Genomic DNA, 13,710 nt, shown 5'->3' with positions numbered 1-13,710 from the left:
AATGATTGGGGATTCCGCACATGACACAACGTTATCCGCCTGAACGCTGGGAAACATCGAAATGGCTCGTGATCTCTCCTCACCTCGACGACGCGGTTTTCAGTTGTGGACGCCTGATGGCTTCCGCGCCGGGCACGGTCGTCGTTACCGTCTTTGCGGGCGTGCCGCCCGATGGCGCCCCAGCCCCGCCGTGGGATCAAGCGGCCGGATTCGCTTCGGGGTATAAAGCGATGCAGGCGCGCCATCTCGAAGATCTGTGCGCACTCGACAAGCTTGGGGCCGAATCGGTCTGGCTGCCGTTTCTCGACCGTCAATATGTTGATGCAGACACGCCGCAGGCGATTAGGCCCGCTTTGCGCGAAATCCTGGACAAATACCCGGAACGCCGTGTGCTGGCCCCGCTGGGCCTGTTTCACAGTGACCACGCGCTGGTGTTCGATGCGGTGTGGAGCCTGATGCACGAGCAGGCCCACGCGCTCGCTGGCGATATGGCCGAAGCCGAGACGAGCCCCCCGGAGCTTGGCCGGTGGTGGTTCTACGAAGACATACCTTACCGCCGGCTGCCCGGGCTCGTCGCTGCGCGAATTATGGCGTGGCGAGCACAAGGCTACAGCGCACGGCACGCGGATCCGGTCGTGCCGGACATCGCGTGCGGCGCCTGTGCCGTCGATAAAGTCGAGGCATTGCAGGCCTACGAGAGCCAACTGGGTCTGCTGGATTCTGAGGCGCTGGTCGATTTGAATACTTCCGAGAGTTATTGGCAACTGCAATGGTCTCCTGTCCCGCTTTAAGTGCGTCTCCTGCACGTATGACAGCGCGACGCGATCCGCGTCTCACGGTAGTGGTCTTATCGTACCGTCGGCCGTTTGATCTGCGTCGAACGTTACGGCGGCTGGTGTCGTTGCCGGAACGTCCGGCGATTGTCGTCGTCGACAACGGATCCGGCCCTGCGTTGGCCGGCATGGTCCGGGAGCAGTTCCCTAACGTCACGCTGCTCCGCTCGGCGGAGAATCTCGGTGCCTGCGCGCGTAACATCGGCGTGCGTCTTGCCGGAACGCCCTATGTCGCCTTCTGCGACGACGACACCTGGTGGGAGCCCGGTTCGCTGTGCCTCGCCGCCGACTGCCTAGACAAGCACACGCACATCGGCGCAATGACGGCACGCGTACTTGTAGGTGTCGAGCGCCGCGAAGACGATACCAGTCGACGCATGCGCCGCAGTCCACTGGACAGGTTTCCGCGTCAACCCGGATCGACCATTCTCGGCATGCTTGCCGGGGCGACGGTGTTTCGAAAATCCGCCTTTGTCTCGGCGGGCGGCTACCATCCGAATTTCTTCCTCGGGGGCGAAGAATCCTTGCTGGCGCTAGACATCGCTTCGCGTGGCTGGACGCTCGTATACAGCGACCAGTTGACGGTGCACCATTACCCTTCCTTCGTACGTGACGCGCCGGCACGGCGTGCCACGCTTGCCCGCAACGCCATATGGACCGCGTGGCTACGCTTTCCGCTCAGCGCAGCGTTGCGGCAAACCTGGCGTCTTGCGCCGACGGTCTGGCGAGAAGCCGGCGGCATGGCAGGTTGGGCACGGACCCTCAAAGGCCTGCCGTGGACGATGCGTGAGCGCGTCGTCATTCCAAAGCGAGTGGAAGCGATGCGCCGCTGCGTGGAGGCGGAAGACGCCGAATCCGCAGATTCCATTTCCGCAACGTGACGTCCGCCGTCGATCATCGATGACGCGGCGTTGGGCCGTCGTCCTTCTCTGTCGGCTCAGCCAGCCGGCTATACAACGTCTTCAGACTGATGTTGAGCATTTCGGCTGCCCTCGCCTTTACACCGCCACATCGCTCCAGCGTGCCCAGAATCAACTTCCGGTCCATGTCTTCGAGCGGTGTATCGAGCGGGACCGTGACGCTGGCGTCGTTGACCATGGCGTCGTCCAGCTCGGCAAGGATCGGCGGCGGCAGCGTTTCGATCACGTCGCCATCGTTCAGAATGCGCGCGCGGTGCACAAGATTGCGTAACTCGCGCACATTGCCCGGCCAGTCGTACGCGCCAAGCGCGTCGAGCGTTTCATCGCTGAACCTCATCTGCCGACCATCCGTTTCCGTCAACGACGTGAGGAACGATTTCGCTAGCATGGGAATGTCGCCGCCTCGCTCACGCAACGGCGGGAGCGTCACGGGGAAAACATTCAGACGGTGATAGAGATCGAGACGGAAACGACCGTCGGCCACAGCAGCTTCGGGATTGATGTTGGTCGCCGCGATAATGCGAACGTCGACATTGATTTCCTGGGTAGAACCGAGACGAGTCAGTTTGCCCGTCTCCAGCACCCGCAGTAATTTGACCTGCGACTCCGGCGGCATCTCGGTCACTTCGTCGAGAAACAGCGTGCCGCCGTCCGCGCGCTCGAAGAACCCTTTGTGTTGGCGTTCCGCCCCCGTAAAGCTGCCGCGATCATGTCCGAACATTTCGCTCTCGACCAGATTCGCCGCAATTGCGCCGCAGTTCACTGCGATGAATGGCCCTTTGCGTCGCAAGCTGAGGTCATGAACGGTTTGCGCAGCCAACTCCTTGCCGGTGCCCGATTCGCCCATCAGAAACACCGACGCCTCGCTCGGTGCGACACGGCCGATGGCCCGATAAACCTCCTGCATCGGCGGCGAATTGCCGAGCATGCGGCCGAAACGCCCGAGTTGCTGCAATTGCGTGCGCAGCGCGAGAATCTCGCTGCGAAGTTCGTCTGTACGGGGCACTCGCGCAAGAATGCCGTTAAGACGTTGCATATTGACCGGTTTGACCAGGTAGTCTGCGGCGCCCCTGCGTAACGCGTCGATGGCGGTTTCGAGGCTCGCGTGGCCTGTCATCAGCACGACCTCTACGCTGGCGGCCTGCGGAAAATCGCTTAACAGGTCCATGCCGCTGCCATCCGGGAGCATGAGGTCGGCAAGGATCAGATCGGGCACCCGTGTCGTCGAGCGTTCTCGCGCCTGTGCCAGCGTGGACACGGCGTCACAGTGCAATTGCTGGGACTGCACCAGCGCGCAAAGCATGTCGCGCGTGTCTCTGTCGTCCTCGACGATGAGAATGTATGGCATTGCTCAGCCCCTGTAGGTTCGCAACCGTCGCAATGGTCAGACAGCCTGGAGATTCGCTGGTTGCCTGACGGCCATGCAATGTGACTATCCGAAAGTTGTCAGGGACCCAAACAATCAATCCGTTGCTGCGTTCGATACGTTACCCTTTATAGATCGAAAAACGGCGAGCGTCTGTCAGCGCCGTCTTACAGATCCGGCTTTCACCGGACATTGCCGTCGGGGCAATCAGGGAGTGAGGCATGGCAGTGCTTGAAGAAATCCGCACGCGACTCGGAGGGGATTCGCCGGGCGTAATGGAACTGCGTGCCAGAATTGAACGGTTTGCCGGCGTACCGGCCAGCGTGCTCATCGTTGGTGAAAGCGGCAGCGGCAAGGAAGTCGTCGCGCGTTCCCTTCATGACGTGGGTCCACGTCGCTTGTCCCCCTTTATTGCCCTCAATTGCGCCGCTATTCCGCAGGAGTTGGCGGAATCCCAGTTGTTCGGCCACGAACGTGGCAGTTTCACTGGCGCGGTGACTCAGCACACCGGCTTCTTCGAAGCGGCGTCCGGCGGCACGTTGTTTCTCGATGAAATCCAGGACATGCCGATGGCCTTGCAGGTCAAGTTGCTGCGCGCACTGGAGACCCGCACGGTGGTACGCGTTGGCGGCTACGAGCCGGTAAGCTTCGACACTCGCATCATTGCCGCAACGCATGCCAGTCCTGGACGCGCCGTGCGGGAGGGATGCCTGCGAGAAGATCTGCTCTTCCGCCTCGCAGCGTTCACGCTGTACGTGCCGCCACTGCGACGGCGCGAGAACGACGTGCTCGCACTCGCACAAACGCATGTCGACCGGCTCAATGCGTCCGGCGGCACAGGCAAACGCCTTACGCCGCAATCGTTGACGGTGCTTCGTCGTCATTCCTGGCCCGGCAACGTGCGTGAGTTGCACAACACTATCGAGCGCGCCTTCATCATGGCCGACGTCGACCTCGATCTACAACCATTGCCCGTGCCGAAGCAACGCGAGGAAGTCCTCGACGGGGCACTCAGTATTCCGATCGGCGCGACCCTGGCGCAGGCGCAGCAAGCATTCATCGCTGCGTCGCTTCGTTATTTCGACGGCGACAAGCCGCGCACGGCGAAGGCGCTCGGCATTAGTCTCAAGACGCTCTACAACCGGCTAGCGCTGATGGAGGACGTCGCTGCACCATCGAGCGTCATCTGATGCGTCACGTGTGCGCTGACGCATCGCGTCGGCGAGCCCATCCGATCAGGTAAGCCCGTTATTTCTTCCTGCCCTTGCTCGCAGTCGTCTGCGGTTGACTTTGCTGCTGCTTTTGCTTGCCTGTTGGCTGGCGTTTTCCTGCATCGTCTGATTTGCCGGGCTTTCCGGATTTGGCGGATTTAGCCGGTTCGGTGGCACCTTTCTTTGCGCTGCCACTGGCACCGCCCTTGGCTGACTGCGGTCTGTCGGGCGTCGGTGTGGCCGTTTCGGACGCTTCGTCTACCGTCACCGTCTCGGCAGTGCTGATGGGTTTCAGGCCTGTCGTGTTGATTTCATAGAACGGCTGGCAAAAACGCAGGCCGGCGGTTTCGCGAATCGAATAGCCCTCGTAGTGCGTCGGGGTGACGTAAAAATGGGTCATGTCGTGATCGAAGACGATCTTGACCTTGCTGCTGCGACTGGCCGACGCCTCGTAATAGAGACGACCACCCGGCAACCAATACCGGTCGTTCTTATGAAAGCTGAACGACTTTCTGCCGCCCGCATAAATCTGCTTAACAACTTCGGCGAGCCAACCGGGTGGCACGATTACGCGAATGCCGTCGCTCGCCTTGCCACCAAGCCGATCGAGTTCGGTCACGGCAGTGACAGCCTTTTCGTTGAAATCGAGGTCGTTGCAGCGGGTGTCTTCGGTTCTCGTGTCGAACACGAGATTTGATTTCAGCGAGGACTTGAGGGGCGTCTGAACCTCCCGGATCATTTTGGGGTTCAGTTCGCCGCGGTTGATGGACGTAAAGAGCTTCTCCCAAATCAACTCGTAATTGCGAGGGTCGCTTACGGTGGCATCCAGCAACAACCCATTGCGGGCACCGCCCGCTTCACTGGCAGTCGAGCCACTACTTTTGGTCTGCGTATGATGCAATCGACCCTTGAACTCTTCGCCTTTGCCTACATACATGGCCTTCTGGTCCCAGCCGACGCCATCGACGTTGTACTCGAGGTCCCCTCCTCCTGACCACGGCCCGATGTTCCTGAATTCCTTCGTCGGCTGGGCGTAAGCGGCCGTCAGACTTTCTGAAATGGGTTTGCTGGCATCCGCCGTCTTGTTCTTCGAAGCTTTCTCCTGGCAACGTTCATAGGCGCCTTTCGCCCCCTTACTCAACTTGTCCAACTGGGTGAGATAGGTGGCCAAATCCGCGTCGCGAGGATCCGTGAAGACTTTGTGCGTATCCGGGCGCCCGCCCGCACCCCCCAGGCGTACACCGTGAATCACGCTGGCGTGCCGATTCAGATCGTGTCGGATTTGATGAAGTTGGTGCTCAAGATGGACCATGACAGCCGCGCCGTCATCGTCTTTGCCCAACAAGTTTCCGTAATAGCCGTTGATCGTCAGACTCAGTTCGCTCAGGCGGTTGTACATACGTTGCAGGTCGCTACGGTTGGTGCCGGTGAATCCCTTGACATCTTTGGCAAGCGATCCGACGTCATGAATGCCAGGCTGGCGCATCAGCTTGGCGATACCTTCGCGTCCCAAACCGTCCGCGCGTTCGATCGCAGTGTAGTTTTCCGCGTCCCGGGCACCCGGGTCGGCACCGCGCCGCAATAGAATGCGAATCATCTCTTCATCGGCCGTATCGGCCTCCACGGCCGCGTGAAGAGCCGTCTTGCCGCTGGCGGCATCGATCGTCTGGACACTGACCCCGCCCGAGTCCAGCATCTGCTGAACCGCACGGCGATTGCCCGCCCTCACCTGCTTGATCAGCAGCGCGCTGGCCGTCAGGTCGCCGAGTGTTTCAACCGGTGTGTCGAACTTGCCGGCCGGCTTGTCAATCTTGGCGTAGGTATAGAGATAACCCTGGTGCTGCTCAGCCCCCGGGTCCTCATGCGAGGTGACCGTGCTGTCGTTTGCCTGTAGCCATTCACCGTCCACGCTTTGCTGCATCCATGCCCGGTAATGGCCCTGTTCGCGCGAACCTGTGTGCATGACTACGCCCGTGAGTCGATAGCGAAACTGAGACGTGTCGTCTCTCGGCGCACCAATCGTGAAGGTCGGCGGCATGAAGAAGGGCTTGTCGAGGCGACGCAAGCCGCCACTGTCCTGAACACTACGGTTCAGCACAAAGACCAGTACATCGGGCAAATACAGCAACGTGTGTTTCTCTGTTACGGCCGAGAGTGCGTGGTACGCGCCGTCCTGCCGCACTTTGGGGCGATTGGCTTTGTCGTAGGACGTTGTGACGCCGTCGTGGAAGCGCTTCGCCAGAAACTGTTCGAGCGTGTCGAAATGGACGATGTCGATAGGGATCGAGTTGGCCGGCGCCATGCGCTCCGTACTCTTGCGATTCGTGTACTCGGCAGGTCCTTTAGGCCGCTCGCCGGTCCAATCGTGGCGGTCGCGCGCTTCGAAGCTGCGCTCGCGCTGCGCGTGGATTTGATCTTTGCCACGAATCGCCAGGTTGAGTAGGCGTAACAGCAATTCAGTCGCATCCTCCTGACCCGTATCGCTTGCCACAAGTTCGTGCTTGAGCAGCAATGCGCGCATTGTCGCGATACGTTCCGCTTCGATGGCGGTGTCGCCGCCTTTCGCGATATCGTCAGCCAACGTCAGGATCGGCCCCAGAACGGGATGTTTGCTGCGACTGGCGAACACACTTTGCAGTGGCCCGCTGATCATTTGCAGCGCAACGTTCATGAAGCAATCGCTTCCGCTCGCGTTGGGCAGGCCGAGGCGGGCCTTGCTTGGCTTTCCCTCGGGCACATCGCTGCGCGTCGCACTGCCCGATACCTCCTCGCTCGTATGCTCATCGCCGAGATCGCGTCGCACGATCTCCGGCTTTTTGTCTTGCAGCGATGTGTCGGGGGCAAGCGGCAAGAGACCGGCGCTGCGGTACGTGTAGAGATAACCGGTATCGATGTTCTCCGGCACCGGGCGCGGTTCGGACGGCTTGGCGTCGTCCCGTGTCAACCATCCACTTTTCGTCAGACGCGCTGCCGTATAGTGTCCGCCGGATAAGCTGCCGTGCTGCACGACATAGGCCTGAAGCTCGAATCGCTCCCAACGAGGGGCGGTCGGTGTTCCGCTTCGCAGCACCAGATCCTGCGGCATGTCGAAGCGTCGGTTGATACGTTGCTGGCCCCCATCCGGCCCAACGCGAAAACGATGCAGATGGAAAGTCAGCACCGGTGGCAACGTGACGAATCTCCGCTGGACGGATACCGCGCCGACACGGTGGACTTCGCCACCGACCCGGATGGCATAGTGATTCTTGGCATCGAACTCGGTGGCCACACTGCCGGCACCGAACTCGTGATAGAGAAAGTCGTGGAAGCTCACGTATTGGTCGAGATCGACGCCGATCATCGATGTGCGCGTGGTTTGACGGGCTTTCCTGTCAGTATAGGTTTGCAGTTGTTCAGCGTCGCCGGTGTACGCCGCGTCGCGCACGGACTTGGCATATTCCCGCTGTTCTTCGACCGCCACCTGATCTTGCGCGTCCAACGTCAACTCCAGCAGATGCTGAAGCACCTCGGAGGCATCTTCCTGCGCACTCTTGCTCGGGACGACGCGGCCCCTCCTTCCCACCTGAATCCCGTACAAGTGCTCACGCAGCGTCCCAATCGTCGCTTGCGGCACATTCGCACCGCCGGCATTGACCTGCTGGATGACGGCCCACAGCTCATCCTGAACATCGTGATGCTGTGCCCAGCGCCTTACCGCCGGATCGAATCGATCTCGGTAGCCGGCGCCGATCAAATGGATCAGCGCGTTGAGGAAGCAGTCGTTTGCACGGTTCTCGATCCCAGTCGGCGTTTCGCGTTGGATAACGCCTTGCCGGACTTGACGCTGGACGATGACGGAGCCGTTCTCTCGCCCGGGATTCACCTCGCCAGCGCCATTGCCCGTGTACGCGAGGGCCGCAGCGCCCATCGCATCGGCTTCGCGTTCGAGCGCGGGATCGTCGTTGATCATCGCGTCGCCCGACTGCATCGTCGGCGCTACCCGCCCCTGTTTTTGCTGCACCACGTGCCACGCCTCGTGCGGCAGATGCTGCTCCTGCCCCGCGCCAAGGAAAATGCGATTGCCCTGTGCGTAAGCGTGCGCGTCGAGTCGATTCGGATGGGGCGAATTACGATGCACTTCGACATCGTCCATCGACATACCGGAAAGCGCTTCGATGCCCGCCTTCAATTGCAGTGGCAGGACTTTGCCGTTATGCGGTGCGGGGGCATGGGATTTGGGTGCCTCAGGCGCTGCTGTGCTGGCGGATAACTGACTGACGAGCGCGGGTGACGGCGAGGCCGAACCGCGATCGAGTACGGCAGCCATGTCTTGATGCTGTCGGGTTCGCGGGCTGGCGTCGATGAGGCGATTCAGTGCACTGTGCTGCTGGTCGCGTGGACCATCGCCCGACGACGCGCCGATTTTCCGCTGCACCAGCGCTGTGGGGCGCTGGTCGAGCATTGCGTGCGCGGGAGGCTCGCGCCGAGCCTCTGTCGAGATGCCGACCTCGGCCGTCTGATCCGGAACCTGCTGGGCGAACTCCTGCATGTCGTCGGGGCGGCGTCGCCGCTAGGCAAGTGACGGCGAATCTTATCATGTGGGAATGAGGCGATTCTAAGCCAACCGCAGCAATGCAGGATGAGCATCCACCCGGAAAATGGCCACCGCACGCTTGAGCGACTGCACCTGATCCTCCAGTGACTGCGATGCGGCGGCCGCCTCTTCGACGAGAGCCGCGTTTTGCTGTGTCACCTCGTCCATCTGCGTGACGGCCCGCGCGATCTGATCGATGCCACCGCTCTGGGCTTCCGACGCGGCGGAGATCTCGCCCATGATGTCCGTCACGCGCTGCACCGCGTTCGTGATCTCTTGCATCGTCTTGCCTGCCTGATCGACGAGGCTCGCGCCGGCCTGCACCCGGTCCACCGAGGCGTCGATCAACGTCTTGATTTCCTTGGCAGCGGCGGACGAGCGCTGAGCAAGGCTGCGCACTTCCCCCGCGACCACGGCGAAACCACGTCCTTCCTCCCCCGCACGGGCGGCCTCGACGGCGGCATTGAGGGCAAGAATGTTGGTCTGGAATGCAATGCCTTCGATGATGGCGATGATGTCTGCAATCCGTGCGGAGCTCTGGTTGATCTCATCCATCGTACCGATGACCCGGCTGACGACGGCACTCCCCTGCCCTGCGATCTCCGAGGCGTTACGGGCCAGCGAACTGGCCTGACGCGCGTTGTCCGCGTTCTGTTTCACCGTGCTGGTGATCTGCTCCATGCTCGACGCCGTTTCCTGGAGCGACGACGCCTGCTGCTCCGTGCGAGCAGACAAGTCGACGTTGCCCGACGCGATCTCGCTCGCCGCCACGGTAATCGACTCGGTGGACGCCCGGATGTGGCGCACGGTGCCGGCAAGCTCGGCCTGCATCTTGTCCAGCGCCCGTTGCAACGTGCCGATCTCGTTGGTGCCGAGTGCCACGATGTCCTGCTGCAAATCCCCCTTCGAGATCGACTCGAAGTGCTGCGCCATCTCCCCGATGGGCTCGACGACGACGCGCGTGAGCACACGGCGCACGACGATCGCGATCGTCACGGCGAGCAAGGCGCAGACGATCAGGACAGCGCTCATCGTGTGTGCGCGAGATTGCGCCTCGGCAAAGCGGTGTGCAGCGCGTGACGTCGCATAGTCCATCAGCGGCTGCGTCAACTTGTCGAACTGGTTGTACAGCGGGCTGCTGTATTGCAGTTGGATGCGGCGATACGCGTCGAAGTCACGCGCCCTCAGCGCATCGAATTCCGGCATGATGCCTTTGCTCATCATGTCCGCATGCTTGTCGCCCGCTTCCTTGACCAGCGTACTGGCCTCGTCGGAAACCGGCACGGCGGCGAAGACGTCCCACTGCTTTTGCGACTCATTGCAATACTGCTCGGCGAGTTGCAACTGTCGCGCCGCGTCACTGTCCTTCTGCTGACCGATCAACGACTCGTAACGGTTCTTCGCCGATCGGCAGCGCAGCAGCAGTTCGGAACTGCGGGTGAGCGCGTTCGTCGCGGCCATGTCGTGCTGATACATCCGGCTGAGCGATTCATTGGTCGAGGCGAGCGAGGTAAAGGCGCAGGCACCGATGACGAGTACCAGCACCACGAAGATGCCGGTCGCGAGCGTCAGGCCGGTCTTGATCGAGAGATTCTTGAGCACGGGAGGTCTCTTGGATTGTGCGTTGAGCGAGTGGCGGCGTGCGTCGCGCAGCCGGGATCGGGCTGCATGACGATGCGCGCGTGTAGCCTATTGAGGCTTTATGTAATGGGTATGGCGTTGGCCGTCAGTCGGTTTGATTAACGAAACTGAAACAACGATGCCGGTGTATCGATGAGCACCGCGCGCAACGGGTCGTGATCGGTCACCAGCGCGTCGAGGAGTTCCCGGGTCCGTTGCGGGTTCTGCGTGGCTTCGAACTGGGTGTGAGGCCAGTCGGTGCCCCATACGAGCCGGTCGACGCCGAACGCTCGTGCCAGCGCGGGCCACGCCGCCCGGGCAGCGGCCAGGGCAGCAGCAGGATCGCCGGGATTCGCGCTGACGCGATAGGCGCCGGAAACCTTCACCCATACCTGTCGTGTCGCGCCCAGCGAAAGCAGGTCCTCGAAGCCGGGGTCGGCGGTGCCGAGTGACGGCGCAAAGCGGCCGAAGTGATCGACGACGACGCGCACGCCGCTCGCGAGCAACGTGGGCATAATGCCGGACAGCCTCGCGGCCTCGACCTGCACTTCGAGGTGCCAGTCCAGCGCGGCCATACGCTCGAGAAACGGTGCCCATGCGGCGTCGCCGAAGTCCGGCAGCGTCGTGCCGATCAGATTGGCCCGCACGCCGACCACGCCCCGCGCATGCCATGCGTCGATCAGCCCGAGATCACGCGCCGGGTCCACGACCACTATGCCGCGCAGGCGTTCCGGGTGGGCGTCAAGACAGCCCAACAGGAAGCTGTTGTCCGTGCCGAGAAAGCTCGGTTGCACCAGAACCCCGTGAGACAGGCCAAGGCTCGAGAGCATCGCGAGATATTGATCGAGCGTGGCTTCATAGGTTGGGGCGTAACGCCTGCCGGATGCCAGCGGCAGGCCATGCGCGAACACATGCGCATGGCTGTCGATGCCGGTAATCGGCATTGCGCATCGGGTGATGGACTGAGTGATGTGCTGCGTCATTCGTAAAGCTCAGACGACGGGGTCTTCCGTCAGTGTACGACCGCGCGTTTCCGGCAGCATCAGCACAGAGATCGCGACGATCGCGTAGGCGATGGCGGCGTCGATGCCGATGGCGAACCCCAGCGAGTACTGGGTGGCGAGGTGCCCGACCATGACCGGAAAGCCGGCGGAGACGACGCGCCCGAAGTTGTAGCAGAAGCCAACGCCGGTGCCACGCGTGCCACGCGGATAAAGCTCGTTGAACAGTGCCCCCATGCTGGCCGGAATGCCCGCAGCGAAGAAGCCGAGCGGGAAGCCCAGTGCAAGCATGGCGTGATTCGACATCGGCAGGAACACGTACAGAATCACCGTCGCCACGCAGCAGACCGAGAACAGCAGGATCGTCTGACGGCGACCGATGGCATCGAGCAGATACGACGCAGCGATACAGCCGCAGAAGAACGCGACGATGATGACGGCAAGGTAGCCGCCCGTACCAAGCACCGAGAGATGCCGTTCCGTCTTCAGGAACGTAGGCAGCCAGGTCGTGAGTGCCGCGTAGCCGCCGTGAGCACCGACGCCGAGCAGGCCGCCGATCAGCGTCATGCGCAGCACGTCGGGGGCGAAGATCGACAGCAGCGGTATCCCCTTGGCAGACCCCGACGGTTTCGCAGAAGCCTTCGCTGCCGGGACCTCCGGTTCCTTGACGTTGCGCCGGACGTAGATGATGAGCAGTGCAGGCAGAATGCCGACGCCGAACATGACACGCCAGCCGAGCGTTGCCGGCAGGAAAGAGAACACGCCGGCATAGAGCAGCACTGCGGCGCCCCACCCTACCGCCCACGCGCTCTGCACGGCGCCCATCGCCTTGCCGCGATGTTCGTTGCGGATAGTCTCGGCCATGAGCACCGCGCCGGCAGCCCATTCGCCGCCGAAGCCGAAGCCTTGCAACGCCTTGAGTACGATGAACTGCGGGAAGTTTTGCGCAAAAGCCGACAGCAGTGTGAAGATGGAGAACCAGGCCACGGTAATTTGCAACGTGCGTACGCGACCGAAGCGATCCGCCGCCGCGCCGCAGATCCAGCCACCGAGCGCTGAGGCCACCAGCGTTACGCCGCTCACGAGGCCCGCTTCGGTCTTGCTGATGCCCCATTCGGCAATGATCGCCGGAATGACGAGGCTGAACATCTGGACGTCGAGCGCATCGAGCGCCCAACCGCCAAAACAGGCCCAGAACGTGCGCCGCTCCCCTGCGGATACCTTGCTATACCAAGAAAACATCCCGACTCCACGCGTCTTTGCCGACGCTAATAGCGATAGTGGTTGAATCACAAAAATGCTTGATGCGCACGGCGCTCGGCCCACGGCGGGCTGAGCCAATGCGCGAACGGACGAAGCGCTGTTGCGTGCGGCACGAACAGTCGCTTCGCTCGTCAGCGAATCTCGATCTCGTAGGCGAAGTGTTGGGCGGCGCCACGCGACTGGCGCCATTCGAGCGGCGTGTCGTCATAGCCGTACGCCAGTCGCTCGACGATCACGATCGGGCTATGTGCCGGTATCTGGAGGGCTGCGACATCCGCATCACTGGCGGTCTCGACGGTCAGTCGCTCTTCCGCGCGAGCAATCACTCGCGCGCAGCGTTGTTCGTAGAACGGGTAAAGCAGCGTGCCGAAGTCTTCCAGCGGGCAATCGGCCAACGCGGCGAAGGGTTCGTACGGCAGCCAGATCTGCTCGGAGACGATCGGCGCGTTGTCGATCAGGCGCAGACGGGCGAGCCGGATGGCTTTGGCGCCCGTCTTCAGGCCGAACTTTTCGACGACCGCCTTGGGCGCTCGGGAAACGACACGTTCGAGAATGCGGCTCTCGGGAATACGGCGCTCTCCTGTCGGCGACTGAAAACGGAAGAAGCGAAACAGAGACCGGTCGAATGTGGCGCGGCGAACGAACGTTCCGCGTCCCTGAAAGCGTTCGACAAGCCCCTCACGTTCGAGCAGATCGATCGCCTTTCTCACGGTGCCGACCGCCAGCCCATAGGCGAGCGCCAGTTCCTGTTCGGTCGGCAGCGGATCATGCGGCTGCCATTCGATAGCGGCGATGCGCGCGGCAAGCTCGTCGCGCAACTGGTGATACCGGGGAATGCGGTTGTCCACGATCGGATCTGGCCCGAAGGCCGAAGTCAAAAATTCATATATATCTTTATATGAATTTCGATGTTCGTGGATTAG

At 61.8% G+C, this 13,710-nt stretch carries 9 protein-coding genes; 3 read left to right on the top strand and 6 right to left on the bottom strand.

Features of this window, described 5'->3' with window-relative positions; all coding sequences use genetic code 11:
* Window positions 1-20 precede the first annotated feature (20 nt).
* Together C5N93_RS24235 and C5N93_RS24230 are read left to right on the top strand one after the other, a co-directional pair.
* A complete protein-coding gene (locus C5N93_RS24235; protein ID WP_242561239.1) occupies window positions 21-791 on the top strand; it encodes a PIG-L family deacetylase in 771 nt (256 codons plus the stop codon).
* Complete coding sequence (locus tag C5N93_RS24230; RefSeq protein WP_242561238.1) at window positions 770-1,714, top strand: glycosyltransferase; 945 nt, start codon at window positions 770-772, stop codon at window positions 1,712-1,714. The genes C5N93_RS24235 and C5N93_RS24230 overlap by 22 nt, the downstream gene beginning before the upstream one ends.
* 13 nt (window positions 1,715-1,727) lie before the next feature.
* Here C5N93_RS24230 and C5N93_RS24225 read toward each other — a convergent pair whose 3' ends face one another.
* Window positions 1,728-3,101 (bottom strand): sigma-54 dependent transcriptional regulator, encoded by a 1,374-nt coding sequence (locus tag C5N93_RS24225; RefSeq protein WP_242561237.1) that lies wholly within the window; start codon window positions 3,099-3,101, stop codon window positions 1,728-1,730.
* Window positions 3,102-3,340: 239 nt separating this feature from the next.
* Here C5N93_RS24225 and C5N93_RS24220 point away from each other — a divergent pair, with 239 nt between their 5' ends.
* Entirely contained in the window at window positions 3,341-4,309 is a 969-nt protein-coding gene (locus C5N93_RS24220; RefSeq protein WP_242561236.1) for a sigma-54 dependent transcriptional regulator, read from the top strand.
* Between the two features lie 58 nt (window positions 4,310-4,367).
* On the opposite strand, the gene C5N93_RS24215 is transcribed toward C5N93_RS24220, so the two are convergent.
* The 5 genes from C5N93_RS24215 to C5N93_RS24190 form a co-directional block, all read right to left on the bottom strand.
* Entirely contained in the window at window positions 4,368-8,858 is a 4,491-nt protein-coding gene (locus C5N93_RS24215; RefSeq protein ID WP_242561235.1) for a DUF4157 domain-containing protein, read from the bottom strand.
* Between the two features lie 66 nt (window positions 8,859-8,924).
* Complete coding sequence (locus C5N93_RS28395) at window positions 8,925-10,505, bottom strand: methyl-accepting chemotaxis protein (protein ID WP_301232536.1); 1,581 nt, start codon at window positions 10,503-10,505, stop codon at window positions 8,925-8,927.
* Between the two features lie 137 nt (window positions 10,506-10,642).
* Window positions 10,643-11,506, bottom strand: a complete 864-nt coding sequence (locus tag C5N93_RS24200; RefSeq protein ID WP_242561234.1) for an amidohydrolase family protein — start codon at window positions 11,504-11,506, stop codon at window positions 10,643-10,645.
* Between the two features lie 9 nt (window positions 11,507-11,515).
* Complete coding sequence (locus C5N93_RS24195; protein ID WP_242561233.1) at window positions 11,516-12,766, bottom strand: MFS transporter; 1,251 nt, start codon at window positions 12,764-12,766, stop codon at window positions 11,516-11,518.
* Window positions 12,767-12,918: 152 nt separating this feature from the next.
* Window positions 12,919-13,638 carry a GntR family transcriptional regulator gene (locus C5N93_RS24190; RefSeq protein ID WP_242561404.1) on the bottom strand — a complete coding sequence of 240 codons (720 nt, stop codon included), beginning with the start codon at window positions 13,636-13,638 and terminating at the stop codon, window positions 12,919-12,921.
* Window positions 13,639-13,710: the final 72 nt, after the last annotated feature.

The sequence above is a fragment of the Pandoraea sp. LA3 genome (assembly GCF_022696215.1).
Taxonomy (GTDB): domain Bacteria; phylum Pseudomonadota; class Gammaproteobacteria; order Burkholderiales; family Burkholderiaceae; genus Pandoraea; species Pandoraea capi.
The sequence above is the reverse complement of the archived record's forward strand: the minus strand, read 5'-3'. Positions and strand labels throughout refer to the sequence as shown.

Coding starts and splice junctions, on each gene's coding strand:
- C5N93_RS24235 (WP_242561239.1), top strand. CDS start 21: ATGACACAACGTTATCCGCCTGAACGCTGGGAAACATCGAAATGGCTC.
- C5N93_RS24230 (WP_242561238.1), top strand. CDS start 770: ATGGTCTCCTGTCCCGCTTTAAGTGCGTCTCCTGCACGTATGACAGCG.
- C5N93_RS24225 (WP_242561237.1), bottom strand. CDS start 3,101: ATGCCATACATTCTCATCGTCGAGGACGACAGAGACACGCGCGACATG.
- C5N93_RS24220 (WP_242561236.1), top strand. CDS start 3,341: ATGGCAGTGCTTGAAGAAATCCGCACGCGACTCGGAGGGGATTCGCCG.
- C5N93_RS24215 (WP_242561235.1), bottom strand. CDS start 8,858: ATGCAGGAGTTCGCCCAGCAGGTTCCGGATCAGACGGCCGAGGTCGGC.
- C5N93_RS24200 (WP_242561234.1), bottom strand. CDS start 11,506: ATGACGCAGCACATCACTCAGTCCATCACCCGATGCGCAATGCCGATT.
- C5N93_RS24195 (WP_242561233.1), bottom strand. CDS start 12,766: ATGTTTTCTTGGTATAGCAAGGTATCCGCAGGGGAGCGGCGCACGTTC.